Source organism: Streptomyces sp. NBC_01016, assembly GCF_026341035.1.
Taxonomy (GTDB): domain Bacteria; phylum Actinomycetota; class Actinomycetes; order Streptomycetales; family Streptomycetaceae; genus Streptomyces.
In genome coordinates, this window is the sequence record NZ_JAPEOQ010000001.1 from 4034156 (window position 1) to 4055437 (window position 21282).

The following is a 21282-nucleotide window of genomic DNA, read 5'->3' on the forward strand; positions in this document are numbered from 1 at the left end:
ACTGTGGCGAGAGGGGGCGGAGGCGTCAAGAGTTCGCGCAGGGAGCGCTCCCACGATTTGTTTGTGTTCAACCGTTGAAGGCGGAGCGTTCGGTTCCTCTGGTCTGAACCAGCCCAGGTCAGCGTGGTGCGAGGGCGGTTGTCAGTGCCCGGTGGAAGACTCGGCAGTCCGGAAAAGAAACCCTCGACGAGGAGGGCAAGACCCATGATCACTACCGAGTTCGTGGACGGCGCGCCGAACTGGCTGGACCTCAGTACCCCCGACATGGACGGCGCGATCTCCTTTTACGGCGGCCTCTTCGGCTGGACCTTCCTGTCGGCAGGCCCCGAGGCCGGCGGATACGGAATGTTCCAGCTCGAAGGCAGGACGGTGAGCGGCGCCATGACCGTCACCGCCGAGCAGGGCGAGCCCGGCTGGACCGTGTACTTCCAGAGTTCGGACGCGGACGCCACGGCGAAGGCGGTCGAGCAGGCCGGCGGCAGCGCCCTGCTCCAGCCGATGGACGTCTTCGACCTGGGCCGCATGGCCGTCTTCAACGACCCGGCGGGCGCCCCCTTCGGTATCTGGCAGCCGGGGAAGAACAAGGGCCTCGAGTACACCAGGGACGACGGCGGGCTGAACTGGGTGGAGCTGTACGCCCCCGATGTGGCCGCCGCGAAGCAGTTCTACGGCTCGGTCTTCAACTGGGGCGCGTTCGACGTCGAGTTCCCCGGCGGGAGTTACACGACGATCAACCCGCAGGGCACGGACGAGAACGCGATGTTCGGCGGCCTCGCCAAGCTGGACAGCGACCCCTCGGAGGCCGCGGCGGGCCCGCACTGGGCGACGTACATCCACGTCCCGGACGTGGACGCGACGGCGGACCGGACGCAGGAGCTGGGTGGCACGGTGCGCTCCGAGCCGGTCAGCATCGCCGGCGTCGGGCGGATCGCGAAACTGACGGATCCGTTCGGCGCGACGTTCGCGGTGCTCAAGGGGGACCCCGAGCAGAAGTGACCGTCCGGGCATCCGAAGCGCCCACGGTGCCCGATTGCCGCCCGTTGAACGAGCGTTGATCAAACGTTTTTCGGCGGGCGGCAGACTGGCCGCCATGTACGCGAACACGACCCTTACGCCTGCCGGCCCCACCTGGCAGGACCAGGCGCTGTGCGCCCAGACCGGTGCCGAATTCTTCTTCCCCGAACCGGGCAGCTCCGTCCGCGAGGCCAAGACGATCTGCGGCCTGTGCCCGATCCGGCAGAGCTGCCTCGAGTACGCCCTCACCCACGACGAGCGGTTCGGGGTGTGGGGCGGACTCTCGGAGAAGGAGCGACAGCGGCTCAGGCGCGGCTGACGCTTCCGGGCGCGATGCGGGCGCCCCGGACCGGGGCACCCGGGCGGGGAGCGGTCAGGCGCCGGCCGCCCGCGCCGCCATCCGTGCCTTGCGGGCCGCCAGCTTCTCGTCGAACTTCGAGGCCTCGGTGTCCAGACCGTTCATGAACAGGCCCAGCTCCTCCTGCGCCTTGATGCCCTCGGGGCCGAGACCGTCGATCTCCATGACCTTCAGGAAGCGCAGCACGGGCTGGATCACGTCGTCGTGGTGGATGCGCATGTTGTAGACCTCGCCGATGGCCATCTGCGCCGCCGCGCGCTCGAAGCCGGGGATGCCGTGGCCCGGCATCCGGAAGTTCACGACGACGTCGCGCACGGCCTGCATGGTGAGGTCGGGCGCGATCTCGAACGCGGCCTTGAGCAGGTTCCGGTAGAAGACCATGTGCAGGTTCTCGTCCGTGGCGATGCGGGCGAGCATGCGGTCGCAGACCGGGTCGCCGGACTGGTGGCCGGTGTTGCGGTGCGAGACGCGGGTGGCCAGCTCCTGGAAGGAGACGTACGCGACCGAGTGCAGCATCGAGTGGCTGTTGTCCGACTGGTAGCCCTCGCTCATGTGCGACATCCGGAAGGATTCCAGCTGGTCCGGGTCAACGGCGCGCGAGGCGAGCAGGTAGTCGCGCATCACGATGCCGTGCCGGCCCTCCTCGGCCGTCCAGCGGTGCACCCACGTGCCCCACGCGCCGTCGCGGCCGAACAGCGAGGCGATCTCGTGGTGGTAGCTGGGGAGGTTGTCCTCGGTGAGCAGATTGACGATGAGGGCGACGCGGCCGACCTCGGTGACCTTGGACTGGTCCTTGGACCAGGCCTCGCCGTCCTCGAAGAACTCGGGGAAGTTGCGGGCGTCGGACCACGGCACGTAGTCGTGCGGCATCCAGTCCTTGGCGACCTTGAGGTGCCGGTTGAGCTCCTGCTCGACGACTTCTTCCAGCGCGTGGAGCAGGCGGGCGTCGGTCCATGTGGTCGACGAGCCGAGGCGGGGGGAGATGACGGTCACGGAGGCTCCTGGGGGACGGAGGTAATACGAGCGGAGATACCTACGGTGTCGTAGGTTACGTTGCCGTAGGTTAAGCGGCCCATAAAGACAGTGGTTACGTGTGGAGCTCTCGAAGGCGAACTGAGAGGCAGGTCACACAGCCTTCCAGCTTTTCGAACTCGGAAATGTCCACCAGAACCGGCTCGTATCCGAGGTCGGCGAGCCGCTCCGCCGACTTCGGCGCGCTCTCCGCCATGAGCAGCCGGTCCTCGCCGAGCAGCACCACATGCGCCCCGGACTCCTCGGGCACCGGCAGGAAGCGCGGGAACAGCGAGGCGTGCTCGACCAGCGGCGGATGGCCGATGACGGTGCCGTCGGGCAGCGCGGTCACCGCCGTCTTCAGGTGCAGCACCTTGGAGAGGGGAACGGCGACCACGCGCGCGCCGAGCGGCTCGAAGACGGCGCGCAACTGCTGGACACCCGCCGCGTTGGTGCGCCCGCCGCGCCCTACGTAGATCGTGTCACCGACCTTCAGTACGTCGCCGCCGTCCAGGGTGCCCGGCTCCCACACCCAGTTCACGGAGCAGCCGAGGCGCGCCACGGCCTCCTCGACCCCCGGTGTCTCCGGGCGCCGCGACTCGGCGCCGGAGCGGGTGATCAGTGCCACGTTCCGGAAGACCACCACCGCGTCCTCCACGAACACCGCGTCCGGGCACAGGTCGACCGGCTCCACGAGGAACGTCTCCCAGCCGTGCGCCTCAAGGGCGGCCACGTACCCCTTCCACTGTTCCTGCGCCTTCGCGGCGTCGACAGGGGTCCGCTCGATGTGGGTGACGAGCCCGTCCGCGATGCGCGGTCCCGGGCGGCGGACGAGGGCCTTCTTGCTGGGCACGGCTGACTCCATGGCGACGGGCGAGGGTGACGGTGCCCACATCATGCACAGGGCGACACGTGTCGCGGAATCCCCTGTCACGCGGCCGTCACTTCCCCCTCACCGGGCCTGTCCGCGCCCGCGACGGCCCGCCGCAGGTGCTCCGCCGTGAACGAGCCCTCCGCGTCGAGCAGTTGGGCGGGTGTGCCCTCGAAAAGCAGCTCCCCGCCGTGCCGGCCGCCTTCCGGGCCCAGATCGATGATCCAGTCCGCCCGCCGGATCACATCGAGGTTGTGCTCGACGACGACCACGGTGTTGCCCGTGTCGACGAGCCGGTCGAGCAGCGCCACGAGCCCGTCGACGTCCGCCATGTGCAGCCCGGTGGTCGGCTCGTCCAGGACGTACGTCGCCGCGGTGCGGTGCAGCTGCGTCGCCAGCTTGATGCGCTGGCGCTCGCCGCCGGAGAGGGTGCTCAGCGGCTGGCCGAGCGTGAGATAGGTGAGGCCGACGTCGTGCAGGGCTTGCAGGCGGCGGCGTACGCCCTTCTCGTCGAGGTCGGCGAAGTAGTCGAGGGCCTGTGCGGCCGTCATGTCGAGCACGTCCGCGACACTGCGGCCGCGCACGGTGAGGCCGAGCACCTCGTCCTTGAAGCGCCGCCCGCCGCACGCCTCGCACACGGTGGTCACCGGGTCCATGAACGCCAGATCGCTGTGGATCACGCCGCGCCCCTCGCAGTGCTCGCAGGCGCCGCCGGAGTTGAAGCTGAACAGGCCCGGCTCCGTGCCCGTCTCGCGCGCGAACACCTTCCGTACGGTGTCCATGATCCCGAGATACGTCGCCGGGGTGGAGCGCCCGGAGATCCCGATCGACGACTGGTCGACGACCACGGCCTCCGGGTGCGCGGCGCAGAACGCCCCCGACACGAGGGAGCTCTTTCCGGACCCGGCGACCCCGGTGACGGCGGTGAGCACGCCGGTCGGCACCCGCACGGTGACGTCCTTGAGGTTGTGGACCCGGGCGCCCTCGACCTTTACGTGGCCGGTCGCCGCGCGCGGGTCCTCCTTCACCCCGCCCGTGCGGCGCAGACACCGGCCGGTGAGCGTGTCCGCGCGCCGCAGCGCGCCCGGCGTGCCCTCGAACACCACGCGCCCGCCGTCGGCGCCGCCCGCCGGGCCCATGTCGACGACGTGATCGGCGACGGCGATGACATCGGGGTCGTGCTCGACGACGAGCACGGTGTTCCCCTTGTCGCGCAGCCGCAGCAGCAGATCGTTGAGCCGTCCCACGTCGCGCGGGTGCAGGCCCACGCTCGGCTCGTCGAAGATGTACGTCATCCCGGTCAGGCTGGAGCCCAGGTGCCGCACGGTCTTCAGGCGCTGGCCCTCGCCGCCGGACAGCGTCGACGTCTCCCGGTCCAGGCTGAGATAGCCGAGGCCGATCGCCTCGATGCGCTCCAGCGCGGTGACGGCCGCCCCGGCGATCGGCCCGGCCACCGCGCCCTTGATACGGCGCAGCACCGGGATCAGCTCGCCGACCTCCATGCGCGTGCACTCGGCGATGCTCAGGCCCTCGACGCGGGTGGCGAGCGCGGCGGCGTTCAGGCGCGCCCCGTCGCAGACCGGGCAGGTGCCCTCGGTCAGAAACCGGCCGACCAGGTCGCGCGTGCGCCGGCTCAGCGTCGACAGGTCCCGGTTGAGATACAGCCGCTCGAAGCGGTCGGCGAGCCCCTCGAAGTCGATGTCGCGCCGGCCGCCGGTATTGGCGACGTTCACGGTCCGCCCGTGCCCGCGCATCAGGAACTCCCGCTCGGCGGCAGTGAATTCGCGTACGGGCCTGCTGGTGTCGAGGTCGGTGGTGTTCGTGTACGTCTGCCCCTGCCAGGTGCCGACGGCGAACGGCGGAAAGAGCACGGCTCCGCCCGCGAGGGACTTCGACGGGTCGAGGATGCGCCCGTAGTCGGGGCGCACGGTGCGGCCGAGCCCGTCGCACTCCGGGCACATCCCGCTCGGGTCGTTGAACGAGTACGCGGTCGCGCCGCCCGCGCTCGGCGTCCCGTGCCGCGAGAACAGCACGCGGATCACCGAGTACACGTCGGTCATCGTGCCGACCGTGGACCGGGAGTGCCCGCCGATCGGCTTCTGGTCGACGACGATCGCGGGCGTCAGCTCCTCGAGCGCGTCCGCGTGCGGCTTCTCGTACTTGGGCAGCCGGTTGCGGACGAACCAGGTGTACGTCTCGTTCAGCTGCCGCTGCGACTCCACGGCGATGGTGTCGAAGACGACGGACGACTTGCCCGAGCCCGACACCCCGGTGAAGACGGTGAGCCGCTCCTTGGGGATGCGCAGGGTGACGTCCTGGAGGTTGTTCTCGCGGGCGCCGACGATGTGCAGGTAGTTCATGCCGACGACGTTAGGTGGGATACCCGACACCTTTTGTCGGGTATCCCACCGTTTCTGCGTTACGCGGCCCGCACCTCCTCCAGCGTCGTGTCCCGCAGCGTCCCGTCCATCAGCAGCCACCGCGTCACACCGATCGACTCCAGGAACGGCAGATCGTGGCTGGCCACGACGAGCGCGCCCTCGTACGACTCCAGGGCCGACGTCAGCTGGTGCACGCTGGCGATGTCCAGGTTGTTCGTCGGCTCGTCCAGCATCAGCAGCTGCGGCGCGGGCTCGGCGAGCATCAGCGCGGCGAGCGCCGCACGGAAGCGTTCGCCGCCCGACAGGGTTGCCGCCGGCTGGTCGGCCTTGGCCCCCTTGAACAGGAAGCGGGCGAGCCGCGCCCGGACCCGGTTGTTGGTGGCGTCCGGCGCGAACCGGGCCACGTTCTCGGCGACGTTCAGCTCCTCGTCGAGCACATCGAGTCGCTGCGGCAGGAACCGCAGGGGGACGTGCGCGAGGGTCTCGCCCGCGACCGGGTCGAGCTCGCCCGCGATGGTGCGCAGGAGCGTCGTCTTGCCCGCGCCGTTGCGCCCGACGAGCGCGATGCGTTCGGGACCGCGCAGCTCCCACTCGCCGTCCACCCGTGCCCCGTAAGGGAGTTGGAGCTCGCGCAGGGTGAGTACGGAGCGGCCCGGTGGCACGGCCGTGTACGGCAGGTCGACGCGGATCTCGTCGTCGTCGCGCACCGCCTCCACGGCCTCGTCGAGCCGCTCCTTCGCCTCGGCGAGCTTCTCCTCGTGCAGGATGCGGTGCTTGCCCGCGGAGACCTGGGCCGACCGTTTGCGCAGCTTCATCACCGCCCTCGGTTCGCGTTTGATGTCGTACATCTTCTGGCCGTACCGCTTGCGCCGCGCCAGTTTGACGTGGGCCTCGGTCAGTTCGTGCTTCTGCTTCTTCAGATCGGACTCGGCGACCCGCACCGTCCGCTCCGCCGCCTCCTGCTCGGCCGCGAGCACCTCCTCGTACGCGGAAAAGTTCCCGCCGTACCAGGCGACCTCGCCGTCGCGCAGATCGGCGATCTGGTCGACGCGGTCGAGGAGTTCACGGTCGTGGCTGACCACGATCATGACCCCGGACCAGGCCTCAACGGTGGCGTAAAGACGCTGCCTGGCGCGCAGGTCGAGGTTGTTGGTGGGCTCGTCGAGCAGCAGCACGTCCGGGCGGCGCAGGAGCAGCGCGGCGAGCCGCAGCAGCACGGACTCGCCGCCGGAGACCTCGCCGATCGTGCGGTCCAGGTCGATGTGGCCGAGACCGAGCTCGCCGAGCGTGGCCGCCGCCCGCTCCTCGACGTCCCAGTCGTCGCCGACCGCGGTGAAGTGCTCCTCCCGTACGTCGCCGGCCTCGATGGCGTGCAGGGCGGCGCGGGTGCCGGCGATGCCGAGCGCCTGGTCGACGCGGAGCGCCGTGTCGAGGGTGACGTTCTGCGGCAGGTAACCGACCTCGCCGGACACCCGCACGGTGCCTTCGACCGGGGTCAGCTCACCGGCGATCAGCTTCAACAGGGTTGATTTCCCCGACCCGTTGAGGCCGATGAGTCCGGTGCGGCCGGGGCCGAAGGCGACCTGGAGGTCGTCGAAGACGCCGGTGCCGTCGGGCCAGGCGAAGTCGAGGGCGGTGCAGGCGACGGAGGCGGGAGCGGCGCCCGAATAGCTCTGGGGATGTGACATGAGGTGGCCTCGCGGTTGCTCGGTGTGAACGGTGGGATGCAACGCGTTCGAGACACCGCGGGGGCGAGGGCCACAAAAAAGGCCTGTTCCGGCGGGGAGGACGGCTCGGGATACCGAGGTCGCACACGCACGACGACATGACGCGACTGCGTCACTTGCGCGGTGTCTCAGGACCTCAGTGGAGCAACGTCCTTCTCCTATCGACGGCAACAGAACCGTCAACCACGATAGGAGCCCCTCCAGGGGACGTCAAAGGATTTGATTCAGCAGGCGTCCCGCAGCAGCTCCTCCAGGTCGGCGTCCACGTCCACGTGCGACGCCTCCTCGCCGACCGGCACCAGCTCCGTCGTCTCCGCCAGGAAGCGGCGCAGCTCTCCGGTGCGGATGTGCACGATCGCCGTCCCCTCCGTCGCGTGGAACTCCAGGACCGTGCGGTCGTACCCGTACGGCTTCACCCGCACGTCGCCCGCGCCCGCCGGGCTGCTCACCCCACTGGCGAGCAGCTCACGGGCGAAGGTCCAGCTCACGGCGACGCCTTCGAGTGTGGCCGGGGCCGGGAAGGACATGCGCACGGCGAACGGGTCGCGCACGTCGTAACGCAGAGTCGCCGGAATGTGCGCCATGCGCGGCGCGGCGGCGACGAGACGGGCCTCGACGGCTTGCTCGATGACGGACAACGCCTGCTCCCTTGTGACGGCTGGACGGTGGGACCACTGCACGGCCTCATATGAATAGACGGCGGAATGAGGGAATCCGTGCGCCTGAAGCCGGACGAAATTCGAGTGACCTCTGTCACCGGGTTCAACCGTGGTGCTGGTGTGACCATCGGCACCCTCTGGGGCGGGGGAGTGCTCGTCGAGCCGGGTGGCATGCGCCGCACCCTTGTGGCCGTCATTGAAGTGTGCATGATCTACGACTATGGCCACCGCCAAGGAGAGCGCAGCGATCGGGCTGCGGGAGCTGCGCAAGTCGTTCGGCGAGGTGCGGGCCGTCGACGGGATCGAACTCGACGTCGCCGAGGGTGAGTTCTTCTCGCTGCTCGGGCCCTCGGGGTCCGGCAAGACGACCGTGCTGCGGCTCGTGGCCGGTTTCGAGACCCCCTCCGGCGGCTCGATCCACCTCGCGGGTGAGGATGTGACCCGGCGCGCCCCCTTCGAGCGCGACGTCACCACCGTCTTCCAGGACTACGCCCTGTTCCCGCACATGAACGTCGAGCAGAACGTCGCCTACGGCCTGAAGGTGCGCGGCGTCCCGCGCCGGGAGCAGGCCGAGCGGGTCCGCGCCGCCCTCGCGTCCGTGCGGCTCGAGGACTTCGGCGGGCGCAGACCGGGACAGCTCTCCGGTGGCCAGCGTCAACGCGTCGCCCTGGCAAGGGCGTTGGTGGTGCGCCCCCGCGTCCTGCTGCTCGACGAACCCCTCGGCGCACTCGATCTCAAGCTGCGCGAACAGATGCAGATCGAGCTGAAGGAGCTCCAGCGCGAGGTCGGCATCACCTTCGTCCTCGTCACCCACGACCAGGCCGAGGCCCTCGCCCTCAGCGACCGCGTCGCCGTCATGAACGCGGGACACGTCGAACAGGTCGGCACACCAAGGGAGTTGTACGAGGGCCCGGCCTCCGCCTTCGTCGCGTCCTTCGTCGGCACCTCCAACACGCTCACCGGATCCGCCGCCGAACTGCTCGTGGGGAAACCCGGGACGTTCGGCGTCAGACCCGAGAAGATCCGGGTCCTCGACCCCGGGGCCGAGCACGATCGCGCCGACCACAGCGAGGTGTGCGGCACCGTGACCGACGCCGTGTACCTGGGGGACAGTACCCGCGTCGTCGTCGACACCGACGCGGGCGTGCGCTTCGTCGTCGTACGCCAGAACACCGGAACCGCGGCCGACGCGGCCGACACGGCGGACGCCCCCGCGCCGCCCGGCGCCCGCGTCCTGCTGCGCTGGCACCGGCGGCACAACGTCCCTCTGCACCAGCCAAGTTGAGTCACCCCGACGACCTGGGAGTGTTCACGTGCGCGCAACCCGGACCCTGATGGCCGCCACCGCGCTCGGCGGGCTGTTGCTCGCCACCGCCTGTGGCTCCTCCGACGACGGCGGCGGTGGCAAGAGCGCGCCCGGCGGGCAGGGCTTCACCCCGCCGAAGATGTCCGCCCCGAAGTCCCTCGGCAAGACCGAGGGCAAGGTCAACCTGATCGCCTGGGCCGGCTACGCCGAGGACGGCTCCAACGACCCCAAAGTGGACTGGGTGCACCCCTTCGAGAAACAGACGGGCTGTCAGGTCTCCACGAAGGTCGCCGGGACCTCCGACGAGATGGTCAACCTGATGAAGACGGGCCAGTACGACGCCGTCTCCGCGTCCGGCGACGCTTCACTGCGCCTGATCGCGTCCGGCGACGCGGCCCCGGTCAATACCGAGCTCGTGCCCAACTACCGGGATGTTTTCCCGGGGTTGAAGATGCAGCCCTGGAACTCGGTGAAGAAGGTCGCGTACGGCATCCCGCACGGCCGCGGCGCCAACCTCCTCATGTACCGCACGGACAAGGTGAAGCCCGCGCCGGACTCCTGGAAGGCCGTCTTCGACGACGCCGGGCAGCACAAGGGCCGCGTCACCGCGTACGACTCGCCGATCTACATCGCCGACGCCGCCCTGTACCTGATGAAGACCCGGCCGGATCTCGGCATCAAGGACCCGTACGCGCTCGACCAGAAGCAGTTCGACGCGGCGGTGGCCCTGCTGAAGAAGCAGAACGCGAACATCGGCGAGTACTGGAGCGACTACCTCAAGGAGGTCTCCGCGTTCAAGAGCGGCGACTCCGTCGTCGGCACCAGCTGGCAGGTCATCCTGAACACCGCGCAGGGCGAGAAGGCCCCCGTGAAGGCCGTCCTCCCGAAGGAGGGCTCCACCGGCTGGTCCGACACCTGGATGGTGTCCGCCAAGGCCGAACACCCCAACTGCGCCTACAAATGGCTCGACTGGATCGTCTCGCCGAAGGTGAACGCCCAGGTCGCCGAGTACTTCGGCGAGGCCCCCGCCAACGCGAAGGCCTGCGAGCAGACCAGCGACCCGAAGCACTGCGCGACCTATCACGCCGACGACGCCGCGTACTGGAAGAAGGTCCACTTCTGGACCACGCCCATCCCCCAGTGCCTCGACGGCCGCACCGACACCAAGTGCGTGCCGTACGCGAAGTGGGTGCAGGCGTGGACGGAGATCAAGGGGTGACGTGCCGCTGACCACGAAGCGGGCCGCCGGAGCGCTGCACCGCAGCCCCCGGCTCCGCCTGTCCCTGCTGCTCGCCGCGCCCCTGACCTGGCTGGTCGTGGCCTACCTCGGCTCGCTCGCGGTCCTGTTCCTCTCCGCCCTGTGGACCACGGATCCGTTCACGTCGGACATCGTGCGGACGTGGACGCTGGACAACTTCAAGGCGCTGTTCACGACCGCCGTGTACCGCCAAGTGGCCCTGCGCAGCGTGGGTGTCGCGCTCGGCGTGACGGCGTTGTGCATCGTGATCGCGTTCCCGATCGCCTTCTACACGGCGCGCGTCGCGAAGCCACGATGGCGCCCGCTGCTGGTGGTCGCGATCCTCACGCCCCTGTGGGCGAGCTATCTGGTCAAGGCGTACGCGTGGCGCGTCATGCTGGCCCAAGGCGGCCTGCTGGACTGGCTGTTGAAGCCGTTCGGCCTCAATGCCCCCGGCTACGGGCTCGTCGCGACGGTCCTCGTCCTGACCTACCTCTGGCTGCCGTACATGATCCTGCCGATCCACGCAGGACTCGAACGCGTCCCCGACAGCATGCTCGACGCCTCCGCCGACCTAGGCGCCCGCGCCTGGCGCACCTTCCGCACGGTGCTGTTTCCGCTCGTTCTGCCGTCGGTCGCGGCGGGCTCGGTCTTCACGTTCTCGCTCAGCCTCGGCGACTACATCGCGGTCCAAATCGTGGGCGGGAAGACGCAGTTGATCGGCAATCTCGTCTACGCGAACATCACGCTCGACCTGCCGCTGGCGGCGGCGCTCGGCACCGTGCCGGTCGTGGTCATCGTCCTGTACCTGCTGGCGGTGCGCCGCACGGGCGCGCTCAGCAGCCTCTGAAGGGGGCCAGGCATGCATCTCTCCCGCCCCGCACGCATCGCGCTCCGCGTCGGCGCCGTCCTCGGCTTCGCCGTGATCTACGTCCCGCTGCTCCTGGTCGTCATCAACTCGCTGAATCCCGACCGGAGTTCGGGCTGGCCCCCGCCCGGCCTCACCTTCGAATGGTGGCGCGCCGCCTGGCACAGCGCGGGAGCGAGGGACGCGCTGTGGACGTCGGTGAAGGCCGGCGTCGGCGCCACGGCGATCGCCCTCGTCCTCGGCACGCTCGTCGCGTTCGCGGTGGCCCGCTACCGCTTCTTCGGCCGCGAGGCGATCTCCTTCGCGGTGGTCCTGCCGATCGCGCTGCCCGGCATCGTCACCGGCGTCGCCCTCAACACGGCCTTCCGCACGGTCCTCGAACCGATCGGCATCGGCCTCGGCCTGTTCACGGTGATCGTCGGCCACGCCACGTTCTGCGTCGTGGTCGTCTTCAACAACGTGGCGGCCCGACTGCGCCGCCTGGCCGGCTCGTACGAGGAGGCGGCGATGGACCTCGGCGCGGGCACCTTCCGTACGTTCCGCGACATCACGTTTCCGCTGATGCGCTCGGCGCTCGCGGCGGGCGGCCTGCTCGCGTTCGCGCTGTCCTTCGACGAGATCGTGGTGACGACGTTCACGGCGGGCGCGGGCGTCCAGACCCTCCCCATCTGGATCTTCTCCAACATGTCCAGGCCCCAGCAGGCCCCCGTGGTCAACGTGGTGGCCGTCGTCCTCGTGCTGCTGTCGGTGATCCCCGTGTACGTGGCGCAGCGGCTGTCGTCGGACACGGCGGCGGGGAGCAGGGTGTGACCGGGGGCTGTGACGTGAGGCTTGTTAGGTGACCCTAACTTAACGTCGTATAAGGTGCGGGAATCAACCACCCCGGACCCAGGAGTCGGCTTGTCGCACGTCCCGCATGTCACGGACACCTACGAGGAGTTGCGCTCCCCGGAGCAGCTGCGCGAGATCCTCGGCGAGCCGTGGCCCATCGTGATCGAGAAGGTGCACGGGGAACTCACCGGGAAGGACCGGGGGCTGCTGGCCCGCTCGCCGTTCTGTCTGGTCTCCACGTCCGACGCGGACGGCAACTGCGACACGTCACCGCGCGGCGACGGCCCCGGCTTCGCGCACGTCGTCGACGACCGCACGATCGCCCTGCCGGACCGCCCCGGCAACCGCAGGGGCGACAGCTTCCACAACATCCTCCAGAACCCGCACGCGGGCCTGCTCTTCCTGATACCCGGCGCCAAGGACGTCCTGCGCATCAACGGCAGGGCCCGCATCCTCACCGACGCCCACTTCTTCACGGACATGGCGCTGAAGGGCGAGCCCCCGAGCCTGGCCCTCCTCCTGCACATCGACGAGATCTACCTCCACTGCCCGCAGTCCCTGAACCGCGCAGGGCTCTGGCGACCGGAGACGTGGGAGGGCGGGGCCTGAGCAGGGCCACCGCGAACCGGCGACGGTGTACGCCCGCCTAGACTTGCCCCGTACGCATACACAGGAGCGCGGGACAGGAGTGGGCCAGTGACGGCAAGGGCAAGTCGGTTCGAGGATCCGTCCGCCGACGTGCTCGCCGAAGCGGCCGAGGCGTTCGCGCTGCTCGCGTCGCCGGTGCGGCTGCACATGGTGTGGGCGCTCGCGCAGGGCGAGAGCGACGTGAGCGGGCTCGCCGAGCGGGTGGGCGGCGCGCTGCCCGCCGTCAGCCAGCACCTGACCAAGCTGAAGCTCGCGGGCCTCGTACGGTCCCGGCGCGAGGGCCGGCGGCAGGTGTACTACGTCGACGATCCCGAGGTCGTGAGCGTGGTCCACCTCATGATCGGCCAGCTCGCCGAGCGCGCCGAGCAGGCGAAGGCGCCGGTGCGCCGCCTGCGTGGCGCGGGGGCCTGAAGGCCGGCCCGTGGCCGTTCCCGAACCGGCCGAGCGGACCGACGCCCTCGGATCGCTCCCGCAGCCGCGTACCGCCCCCGAAGGACCGACGGCGTTGCAGACGCTGCGTGCCCTGGACACCAGCCCGCGCGGGCTGACCACGGACGAGGCCGAACGGCGCCTGGCCCGGTACGGCGGCAACACCCTGCCCACCGCCCGGCAGCCCTCCTGGCCGCTGCGGCTGTGGCGCAGCCTGCGCGACCCCTTCACCACCGTGCTGTTCTGCCTCGGGCTCGTCTCCGCGCTCGTCGCCTCCTGGGGCACGGCCTGCGTCATCCTCGCCCTGGTGATCGTCAGCAGCGTGCTGCGCACCCACGGCGAGTACCGGGCCGACCGGGCCGGCGCCGGGCTGCGCGAACTGGTCGCGGGCACCGCGAGCGTGCAGCGCAGAGAAGGCCCCGACGACGAGCCACGGGTGCGCGAGACACCGGTCGACGACCTCGTGCCCGGCGACGTGGTGCGCCTCGCGCCCGGCGCCCTGGTGCCCGCCGACGTACGCCTGTTGAAGGCGCGCGGCCTCACCGTGCACCAGGCCGCCCTGACCGGGGAGTCCGCGCCCGTGCCGAAGGAGCCGGCCGACCTGCCGGACGGGGACGGCGAGGGGCACCTGGTCTTCCAGGGCAGCAGTGTCGCCTCCGGCAGCGGCACCGCGGTCGTCGTCGCCACCGGCGCCGACACCCGGTTCGCCGCCGTGCACAATGCGCGGCGCGACCGGCCCGCGAGCGCCTTCGACCGCAGCGTGCACGGCATCTCCTGGGTGCTGATCCGCTTCATGCTGCTGACCCCGCCGCTGGTCCTGATGGCGAACGCGGCGGTACGCGGCCGGGGCCTGGAGACCCTGCCGTTCGCGGTGGCCGTCGCGGTCGGCCTCACCCCGGAGATGCTGCCGGTCATCGTCACCATCTGCCTGGCCCGCGGCGCCTCCCTCCTCGCCCGCTCGCACGGCGTCATCGTGCGCCGCCTCCCGGCCCTGCACGACCTCGGCGCCGTTGACGTGCTGTGCGTCGACAAGACCGGCACCCTCACCCGCGACCAGCCGGCCGTCGACCCCGGGCGCACCGACCCCGAGGCCCTGCACTGGGCGGGTGCCTCGGCCTGGTGGACGCTTCAGACCGCCGAACTCACCGACCCCGACCCGCTCGACGAGGCACTGCTCGCGGCCACCGGACCCGAGGACTGGGACGCGTACGACGGGGTGGACGCGCTGCCCTTCGACCCGGTACGCCGCATGGCCACGGCCGTCGTCAAGGAACCCGGCACCCTGGGCGTGCACGTCCTCGCGGTGAAGGGCGCCGTGGCGGAGGTCCTGGAGCGCTGCGCCGTAGAGGAGGACGAGCGGGCCGTACTGCGGAAGCGGGCCGGGGAACTCGCGGCCGACGGCGTGCGCCTGCTGGCCGTGGCCACCGCACACCGCACCGCCCGCACCCGCGGCTACACCCCGGCCGACGAACGCGGCCTGACCTTCCAGGGCTTCGTCGCCTTCCACGACGCCCCGGCCGACACCGCGCACGACGCCGTACGCGCCCTCGGTGAGCGCGGCGTCACCGTCAAGGTGCTCACCGGCGACCACCCGGCCACCGCCACCCGCGTCTGCCGCGACGTCGGCATCGAGCCCGGCGAGGTCGTCGTCGGAGCCGACATCGAGCACCTCGACGACGACCGGCTCGGGGAGCTCGCCGCCCGCACCACCGTGTTCGCCCGCTGCACCCCCGACCACAAGGCCCGCGTCATCGCCGCCCTGCGCGGCCGCGGCCACACCGCCGGATTCCTCGGCGACGGAGTCAACGATCTGCCCGCCCTGCGCGCCGCCGACGTCGGCGTCTGCCCCGCCGGAGGCGTCGACGTCGCCCGCGAGAGCGCGCACGTGGTGCTCGCCGACAAGGACCTCACCGCGCTCGAACACGCCGTCGTGGCGGGCCGGCACTCCAGCGCCAACATCGCCTCGTACCTGCGGATCACGCTCTCCTCCAACCTGGGCAACGTGATCGCGATGCTCGCGGCGGGCCTGCTGCTGCCGTTCCTGCCGATGCTTCCGCCGCAGGTCCTCGTCCAGAACCTGTGCTTCGACGCGGCCCAGCTCGCGCTCGCCTTCGACCGGCCCCGGACGGCCGCGCTGCGCCGCCCCACCGTGCTGCGGCCCCGGCCCTTCCTGCGCTTCATCACCGGATTCGGCGCCCTGGGCGCGCTCGCCGACCTCGCGACCTTCGGCGCGCTCGCCCTGTGCCTGCCCGGCTCCCTCGACCTCGGCGATCAACAGGGCTTCCACGCCGGGTGGTTCACCGAGAACCTGCTGACCCAGGCCCTCGTGATGCTGTTGCTGCGCACCGGCCGCCGCACCGCCGAGGGCCGGACGCCGGGCCCCGTGCGCTGGGCGGCGACGGGTCTCGCGGCCGTCGGCATCCTGCTGCCGCTGACCCCGCTCGGCCCCTGGCTCGGCGTCTCGGGCCTGCCGCCGCTCTACTATCCGCTGCTCGCGGCGATCCTCGTGGCGTACGCGCTCGCGCTGGTCCTGCTGCGGCGGCGGGGGAGCTGGGCGGACCTCCCGTAAGACGGCCGGGCGGCCGGGCCGGTGAGGCCTTAGGGCGCAGCCGGGCCCGTCACCCGTAGGACACCGCCCGGCCCGTCACCCGTACGACAGGTGGGAGCAGATGTCCTGGTCGGCCGAGCGCGCGGTGAAGGCCACGCCGGACGGCACCGTCGTCGGGGTCGGCGTCGGCGAGGCCGCGCTGCCCGGCCGGTAGTCCGCGCCGAGCACCACACCGATGCCCGGCGCCGTGCCCGCGGTCAGTTCGGCGTCGGGGAAGAGCCGGGCGACGGCGGAGGCGTGGGCCTTCTCGCCGGGGCCGTAGGTGATGGTCGTGGTGGACAGGGCCCGGTCCGCGGCGTTGCCCGTCGCCGGCACGGTGAAGCCGCGGCCGGTGAGCGCCGCGGCGGCGTCGGCGGCGAGGCCGGGGGTGGCGGTGCCGTTGTAGACGCTGACGGAGACGCCCTCGCCGGAGACCTCCCCGGAGGCGCCCTTGCCGGAGACCTCATCGGTGGCGCTCGGGCTGGGGGAGGCGCCGGCCTTGGCGCCGCCCTTCTTCCCGCTCGCGTCCTTGCCGTCGAGCGTGCGGTCCTCCTTGAGCGCCGCCCACAGCGCGTCGGCGTCCGGGTGCACGACGGCGACGCGATCACCCTCGTACTTCCAGGGGACGGTGACGAACTTGGTGTTGTGCAGGTCGACGTTCTTCAGGGACATCGCGAACGCGAGCAGCTTGTCCGCGGACCCGAGGCCGGGGTCGACGGTCATCGACTTCGTGGCGGCGTCGGCGAGCGGCAGCAGCCTGGTCGGGGTGAAGCCGTCGGACTTGATCTTCTTGATGAGGCTGGAGACGAAGGACTGCTGCCGCTGGATGCGGCCGATGTCGGAGCCGTCGCCGATGCCGTGCCGGATGCGGACGTAGTCGAGCGCCCGCTGCCCGGAGACGGTCTGCTCGCCCTTCTTGAAGAGGCGCTTGCCCTGCGTGGGCCGGTTCGGGTTGAGGTCGTTCTGGTAGACGTCGTTCGGCAGGCAGACCCTGACGCCGCCGACCACGTCGGTGAGCTGCGAGAAGCCCTTGAAGTCGACGACGACGGTGTGGTCCACGCGCAGCCCCGTGAGCTGCTCGACGGTGTTCTGGGTGCAGGCCGGATTTCCCTCGGCGGTCTGGCCCGTCGTATAGGCCGCGTTGAACATCACGTCGGTGCGTGTGCTGCTCCACGTACCGTCGGGCAGCTTGCACGGCGGGATCGTGACCAGGGTGTCGCGGGGGACGGAGACGCCGACGGCGTGCCGGTGGTCGGCGTAGACGTGCAGCAGGAACGCGGTGTCCGAGCGGCCGATGTCGTGTCTGTCGCCGCCGCCGAGATCGCTGTTCCCGCCGGTGCGCGCGTCGGTGCCGATCACCAGCACGTTCTCGCCCTTGGACGTGTCGGCGGGGCGGTTCCTGGACAGGCCGTCCGATCCGAACGTGTCGATGTTGCCGTTCAGCTTCAGGTACAGCCACCCGGCCCCGCCGGTGATCAGGACGAGCATCGCAAGGCCCGTCACGAGTGTGATCCGCAGTCGGCTGCGCTTACGCCGTCGCCCCATACCCATGCCCTTGCTGTCGGTCCACCCATTGGTTGTACAGTTGCGCAATGTAGCAAGCGCGGCTGTGCGGGTGGCACGTCCACCCCGGCCGCGGTCCGACCACGACAAGAGGTGAAAGCCATGTTCCGAAACGCACTGGAGCCCTGGCACCTGTTGGTCCTGGGCGTCGTGATCATCGTGCTCTTCGGGTCCAAGAAGCTGCCGGACACCGCACGCTCCCTGGGCAAGTCTTTGCGCATCCTCAAGAGCGAGACGAAGGCCATGAAGGAGAGCGACGAGACCGCGGCACCACTGTAAGCGGGCCACTTTAAGTATTGCGCAAGTGTTGGAAATGATGTGGAGGTAGCAGCTGTGGGAGTTTCCCTGGGCAAGGGCGGCAATGTCTCGCTCAGCAAGGAGGCGCCGGGCCTGACCGCGGTGACGGTCGGCCTGGGCTGGGACGTGCGCACGACGACGGGCACCGATTACGACCTCGACGCGAGCGCCCTGCTGTGCGACGCGTCCGGGAAGGTGCTCTCGGACAAGCACTTCGTCTTCTACAACAACCTCGCCAGCCCGGACGGCTCCGTCGAGCACACCGGGGACAACCTCACCGGTGAGGGCGAGGGCGACGACGAGAGCATCAAGGTGAATCTCGCCGGGGTGCCCGCCGAGATCGACAAGGTCGTCTTTCCCGTGTCGATCCATGACGCCGAGCCGCGCGGCCAGAGCTTCGGCCAGGTCCGCAACGCGTTCATCCGCGTCGTGAACCAGGCGGGCGGCGCCGAGATCGCCCGCTACGACCTCTCCGAGGACGCCTCCACCGAGACCGCGATGGTCTTCGGCGAGCTGTACCGGCACGGGGCGGAGTGGAAGTTCCGCGCCGTGGGCCAGGGCTACGCCTCGGGCCTCGCCGGCATCGCGCAGGACTTCGGCGTCAACGTCTGAGGCACGCGCCGCTCCGGCGCGGCCCGCCCCGGGACCCCGGGCGGGCGGCGCCTCGTACGACACCATCCGACCGCCCGACCAGAAGGCACCGCATGTCCGTGAACCTGGCCAAGGGCCAGCAGATCAGCCTCAGCAAGGACTCCGGCGACGCCCTGACCGTCGTACGGATGGGACTCGGCTGGCAGGCCGCGCCCCGCAAGGGCTTCCTCGCCAAGCTGACCGGCACCCGTGAGATCGACCTCGACGCCTCGGCCGTGCTCTTCGCCGGGCAGAGCTACGTCGACGTCGTCTTCTTCCGCCACCTCGTCAGCGAGGACGGCTCGGTGCGGCACAGCGGCGACAACCTCGTGGGCGGCACCGGGCAGGCCGACGACGAGTCCATCACCGTCGAACTCCCGCGCGTCCCGCGCGAGGTGGACCAGATCGTCTTCACCGTGAACTCGTTCACCGGGCAGACCTTCGCCGAGGTGGGCAGCGCGCACTGCCGCCTCGTCGACGAGACCAACGGGCAGGAACTCGCCCGCTACACCCTCGCGGGCGGCGGCGGCCACACCGCGCAGATCATGGCCAAGGTCCAGCGCGAGGGCGCCGGCTGGAAGCTGAGAGCGATCGGGGAGCCGGCGGCGGGCCGGACCTTCCAGGACCTGATGCCCGCGATCACCCGCCACCTGTGAGCCTGACGACCGCCCCGGCCCCTACGGAGGTGAGGGCGGCCAAGGGCCGGGACGCGTTCCACGACAACGCCAAGTACCTGGCGATCGTGCTCGTCGCGATGGGGCACGCGTGGGAGCCGCTGCGCGACGACAGCCGCGCGGCGGCCGCGCTCTACACCACGGTCTACGCGTTCCACATGCCGGCGTTCATCGTGATCTCCGGCTACTTCTCGCGCTCCTTCGACGCGAGCCCCGGCCGGCTCAGGCGGCTGATCACGGGCGTGGCCGTGCCGTACGTCGTCTTCGAGGTCGCCTACACCCTCTTCAAGCGGACGGCGGGCGACGACCCGGACTATCCGATCAGCCTGCTCGACCCCTGGTACCTGACCTGGTTCCTGATCGCGCTCTTCGTCTGGCGGCTGACCACGCCGCTGTGGAAGGTGATCCGGTGGCCGCTGCCGGTGGCGCTCTCCATCGCGGCGCTCGCCTCCGTCTCGCCCAGCATCGGCGACGACCTGGACCTGCAACGCGTCCTGCAGTTCCTGCCGTTCTTCGTCCTCGGCCTGTGCCTGAAGCCGGAGCACTTCCAGCTGGTGCGCCGCAAGGAGACGCGGATCCTCGCGGTGCCGGTGTTCGCGGCGGCGCTGCTGTTCGCGTACTGGGCGGTGCCGCGGATGAACGCCGCCTGGTTCTACCGCCGCGACAGCGCCCAGGAGTTGGGCGCGCCCGGCTGGACCGGTGTGGCCATGACGCTGGCCATGTTCGGCTGCTCGGTGATCCTGGTCGCGTGCTTCTTCGCGTGGGTGCCGGGGCGGAAGCTCTGGTTCACGGCGCTCGGCGCGGGCACGCTCTACGGCTACCTGCTGCACGGTTTCCTCGCCAAGGGCTCCCGCTTCTGGGACTGGTACGAGGTCGACTGGGTGCACACCCCGTGGGGCGAGATCGTGGTGACACTCATCGCGGCGACCGTGATCACCGCGCTGTGCACACCACCGGTGCAGCGGACGTTCCGGTTCGTGATGGAGCCGAAGATGGAGTGGGCGTTCAAGCGGGACGCGGCCGAGGTGGCGCGCAGCGGCTGACAGCCCGTCAACTCATAGCCGCAGTGACTGACAATTCGTCAACTCACAGCCCTGTCTGTCCCTTTGCGGCCGCTCGCTGTGCCTGCGGCGAGCAGCCGAACCAGCGGCGGCAGGAGCGGCTGAAGCTGCTCTGCTCGCTGTACCCGAGCACGTCGGCGAGTTGGGCGAGCGGCATCGCCGTCGTGCGCAGATACCGGTCGGCGAGTTCGTGGCGCACGTCGTCGACGATCTCCTGGAACGTCGTCCCGTGCGCCGCCAACTGCCGTTGCAGAGTGCGGGGGTGGAGGGCGAAGCTGTCCGCCACGTCCTCCAGGCTGAACCGCCGGGTGGGCAGCGCGCGCTTGACCGTGCTGCGCACCTCGGCGGGCAGTCCGTTGCCGAGGGCGCCGCCGACCATGCCGCTCAGATACTCGAGGGCGAGCCTGCGCACCGCCGGATCGCTGCCCTCGACCGGGCGGTTCAGCACACCGGAGGAGAAGCGGAACCCCCAGTGGTCCTGCTCGACCGCCACCGGGCAGCCGAAGTAGTCCTCGTACGTGGCCGTGGGCGCCGCGGGCCGGTGCAGGAGGGACGCGGAGAACGGCGTGAACTCCGGCCCGATCAGGATGCGGAAGATCTGCAGGCTGGTGCCCAGGGACAGTTCGCCGATCTGCGCCACGTCGATCAGCGTGCGCAGCACGCGCGGGCGGATGCGGAAGTGGTACTCGGTCTCCGCCCCCGCCGTCTCCACGGCGATCTCGATCGCAGGGCTGTACTGGTAGAGGAACCGGGCGATGCCGTCCAGCGCGTCGCCCACCGATGTGGCGTGCCGCGCGATGACGCCGACCGGGCCGAGGATGTCCAGGCCCTGGTGCGCGGAGAGCCGCAGCCCGAGGTCGGGGCAGTCGTGCCGCCTGGCCGCGAGGTCGAGGACCGTGACCAGCGCGCGGTACGAGATGTAGTCGTCCGGGTCGCTGATCGCCTCGGGCCGGATGCCGGCCTGCCGCAGCAGCGGTTCGGCCTGCCCGCCGAGCGAGCCCACCAGCGCGGGAAAGCCGGTGAGGGAACTGGAACGGATCAGCGAACTCATGTCGCCAAGTGTCAAATTCTTGTCGTCCGACGTCAAGACGTGACGGGCAATGAGTCGCAAGCTGGGGGCCATTCACTTT

19 protein-coding genes and 1 pseudogene are annotated in these 21282 nt (G+C 70.4%); 13 read left to right on the plus strand and 7 right to left on the minus strand.

Features of this window, described 5'->3' with window-relative positions; all coding sequences use genetic code 11:
- Positions 1–204: 204 nt before the first annotated feature.
- Together OG746_RS18120 and OG746_RS18125 are read left to right on the plus strand one after the other, a co-directional pair.
- Positions 205–996: a VOC family protein gene (locus tag OG746_RS18120; RefSeq protein ID WP_266715738.1), complete on the plus strand. Its 792-nt coding sequence runs from the start codon at positions 205–207 to the stop codon at positions 994–996.
- A gap of 94 nt (positions 997–1090) precedes the next feature.
- Positions 1091–1333 (plus strand): WhiB family transcriptional regulator, encoded by a 243-nt coding sequence (locus tag OG746_RS18125; protein ID WP_266715740.1) that lies wholly within the window; start codon positions 1091–1093, stop codon positions 1331–1333.
- 54 nt (positions 1334–1387) lie between these two features.
- Here the strand turns inward: OG746_RS18125 and OG746_RS18130 are convergent, their stop codons facing one another.
- The 5 genes from OG746_RS18130 to ssgD all read right to left on the minus strand — a co-directional run bounded on the left by OG746_RS18130 (position 1388) and on the right by ssgD (position 7946).
- The gene (locus OG746_RS18130; RefSeq protein WP_266715742.1) at positions 1388–2365 is read right to left on the minus strand and encodes an acyl-ACP desaturase; all 978 of its coding nucleotides are present in this window, start codon (positions 2363–2365) and stop codon (positions 1388–1390) included.
- A 94-nt stretch (positions 2366–2459) separates the two neighbouring features.
- Positions 2460–3236: a dimethylargininase gene (ddaH, locus tag OG746_RS18135; protein ID WP_266715744.1), complete on the minus strand. Its 777-nt coding sequence runs from the start codon at positions 3234–3236 to the stop codon at positions 2460–2462.
- Between the two features lie 77 nt (positions 3237–3313).
- Complete coding sequence (locus OG746_RS18140) at positions 3314–5614, minus strand: ATP-binding cassette domain-containing protein (RefSeq protein WP_266715746.1); 2301 nt, start codon at positions 5612–5614, stop codon at positions 3314–3316.
- Positions 5615–5673: 59 nt separating this feature from the next.
- Entirely contained in the window at positions 5674–7323 is a 1650-nt protein-coding gene (locus tag OG746_RS18145) for an ABC-F family ATP-binding cassette domain-containing protein (protein WP_266715748.1), read from the minus strand.
- Positions 7324–7586: 263 nt separating this feature from the next.
- The gene (gene ssgD, locus OG746_RS18150) at positions 7587–7946 is read right to left on the minus strand and encodes a spore wall synthesis regulator SsgD (protein WP_266719036.1); all 360 of its coding nucleotides are present in this window, start codon (positions 7944–7946) and stop codon (positions 7587–7589) included.
- A gap of 295 nt (positions 7947–8241) precedes the next feature.
- On the opposite strand from ssgD, the gene OG746_RS18155 reads away from it, so the two are divergent.
- The 7 genes from OG746_RS18155 to mgtA all read left to right on the plus strand — a co-directional run bounded on the left by OG746_RS18155 (position 8242) and on the right by mgtA (position 15909).
- On the plus strand, positions 8242–9306 hold the full coding sequence (locus tag OG746_RS18155; RefSeq protein WP_266715750.1) for an ABC transporter ATP-binding protein: 1065 nt from the start codon (positions 8242–8244) through the stop codon (positions 9304–9306).
- Positions 9307–9334: 28 nt separating this feature from the next.
- A complete protein-coding gene (locus OG746_RS18160) occupies positions 9335–10546 on the plus strand; it encodes an ABC transporter substrate-binding protein (RefSeq protein ID WP_323179624.1) in 1212 nt (403 codons plus the stop codon).
- A 1-nt stretch (position 10547) separates the two neighbouring features.
- Positions 10548–11414, plus strand: coding sequence for an ABC transporter permease (locus OG746_RS18165; RefSeq protein ID WP_404076874.1), 867 nt, complete (start codon positions 10548–10550; stop codon positions 11412–11414).
- A 12-nt stretch (positions 11415–11426) separates the two neighbouring features.
- Positions 11427–12242 (plus strand): ABC transporter permease, encoded by an 816-nt coding sequence (locus tag OG746_RS18170; RefSeq protein ID WP_266715752.1) that lies wholly within the window; start codon positions 11427–11429, stop codon positions 12240–12242.
- A 90-nt stretch (positions 12243–12332) separates the two neighbouring features.
- Positions 12333–12872, plus strand: coding sequence for an MSMEG_1061 family FMN-dependent PPOX-type flavoprotein (locus OG746_RS18175; RefSeq protein ID WP_266715754.1), 540 nt, complete (start codon positions 12333–12335; stop codon positions 12870–12872).
- An 87-nt stretch (positions 12873–12959) separates the two neighbouring features.
- Entirely contained in the window at positions 12960–13322 is a 363-nt protein-coding gene (locus tag OG746_RS18180) for an ArsR/SmtB family transcription factor (RefSeq protein ID WP_266715755.1), read from the plus strand.
- A 10-nt stretch (positions 13323–13332) separates the two neighbouring features.
- Positions 13333–15909, plus strand: a complete 2577-nt coding sequence (mgtA, locus tag OG746_RS18185) for a magnesium-translocating P-type ATPase (RefSeq protein ID WP_266715756.1) — start codon at positions 13333–13335, stop codon at positions 15907–15909.
- 75 nt (positions 15910–15984) lie between these two features.
- On the opposite strand, the gene OG746_RS18190 is transcribed toward mgtA, so the two are convergent.
- On the minus strand, positions 15985–17478 hold the full coding sequence (locus OG746_RS18190) for an LCP family protein (protein ID WP_524540425.1): 1494 nt from the start codon (positions 17476–17478) through the stop codon (positions 15985–15987).
- Between the two features lie 114 nt (positions 17479–17592).
- Between OG746_RS18190 and tatA the strand changes: the two are divergent.
- The 4 genes and pseudogenes from tatA to OG746_RS18210 all read left to right on the plus strand — a co-directional run.
- Positions 17593–17754: pseudogene (tatA, locus tag OG746_RS18195) on the plus strand (Sec-independent protein translocase subunit TatA); the annotation flags it as partial.
- A 69-nt stretch (positions 17755–17823) separates the two neighbouring features.
- Positions 17824–18399: a TerD family protein gene (locus tag OG746_RS18200; RefSeq protein ID WP_266715762.1), complete on the plus strand. Its 576-nt coding sequence runs from the start codon at positions 17824–17826 to the stop codon at positions 18397–18399.
- A gap of 92 nt (positions 18400–18491) precedes the next feature.
- Entirely contained in the window at positions 18492–19073 is a 582-nt protein-coding gene (locus tag OG746_RS18205; RefSeq protein WP_266715764.1) for a TerD family protein, read from the plus strand.
- Positions 19070–20134 carry an acyltransferase family protein gene (locus OG746_RS18210; RefSeq protein ID WP_266715766.1) on the plus strand — a complete coding sequence of 355 codons (1065 nt, stop codon included), beginning with the start codon at positions 19070–19072 and terminating at the stop codon, positions 20132–20134. The genes OG746_RS18205 and OG746_RS18210 overlap by 4 nt, the downstream gene beginning before the upstream one ends.
- 43 nt (positions 20135–20177) lie before the next feature.
- Here OG746_RS18210 and OG746_RS18215 read toward each other — a convergent pair whose 3' ends face one another.
- Positions 20178–21203: an AraC family transcriptional regulator gene (locus tag OG746_RS18215; protein WP_266715768.1), complete on the minus strand. Its 1026-nt coding sequence runs from the start codon at positions 21201–21203 to the stop codon at positions 20178–20180.
- Positions 21204–21282 lie beyond the last annotated feature (79 nt).

Bases quoted from the DNA above. Each gene is read 5' to 3' on its own strand.
- OG746_RS18120 (WP_266715738.1), top strand. From the start codon at position 205: ATGATCACTACCGAGTTCGTGGACGGCGCGCCGAACTGGCTGGACCTC.
- OG746_RS18140 (WP_266715746.1), bottom strand. From the start codon at position 5,614: ATGAACTACCTGCACATCGTCGGCGCCCGCGAGAACAACCTCCAGGAC.
- OG746_RS18155 (WP_266715750.1), top strand. From the start codon at position 8,242: ATGGCCACCGCCAAGGAGAGCGCAGCGATCGGGCTGCGGGAGCTGCGC.
- ssgD (WP_266719036.1), bottom strand. From the start codon at position 7,946: ATGGCGCACATTCCGGCGACTCTGCGTTACGACGTGCGCGACCCGTTC.
- OG746_RS18170 (WP_266715752.1), top strand. From the start codon at position 11,427: ATGCATCTCTCCCGCCCCGCACGCATCGCGCTCCGCGTCGGCGCCGTC.
- OG746_RS18145 (WP_266715748.1), bottom strand. From the start codon at position 7,323: ATGTCACATCCCCAGAGCTATTCGGGCGCCGCTCCCGCCTCCGTCGCC.
- OG746_RS18205 (WP_266715764.1), top strand. From the start codon at position 18,492: ATGTCCGTGAACCTGGCCAAGGGCCAGCAGATCAGCCTCAGCAAGGAC.
- OG746_RS18215 (WP_266715768.1), bottom strand. From the start codon at position 21,203: ATGAGTTCGCTGATCCGTTCCAGTTCCCTCACCGGCTTTCCCGCGCTG.
- OG746_RS18190 (WP_524540425.1), bottom strand. From the start codon at position 17,478: ATGGGTATGGGGCGACGGCGTAAGCGCAGCCGACTGCGGATCACACTC.
- OG746_RS18125 (WP_266715740.1), top strand. From the start codon at position 1,091: ATGTACGCGAACACGACCCTTACGCCTGCCGGCCCCACCTGGCAGGAC.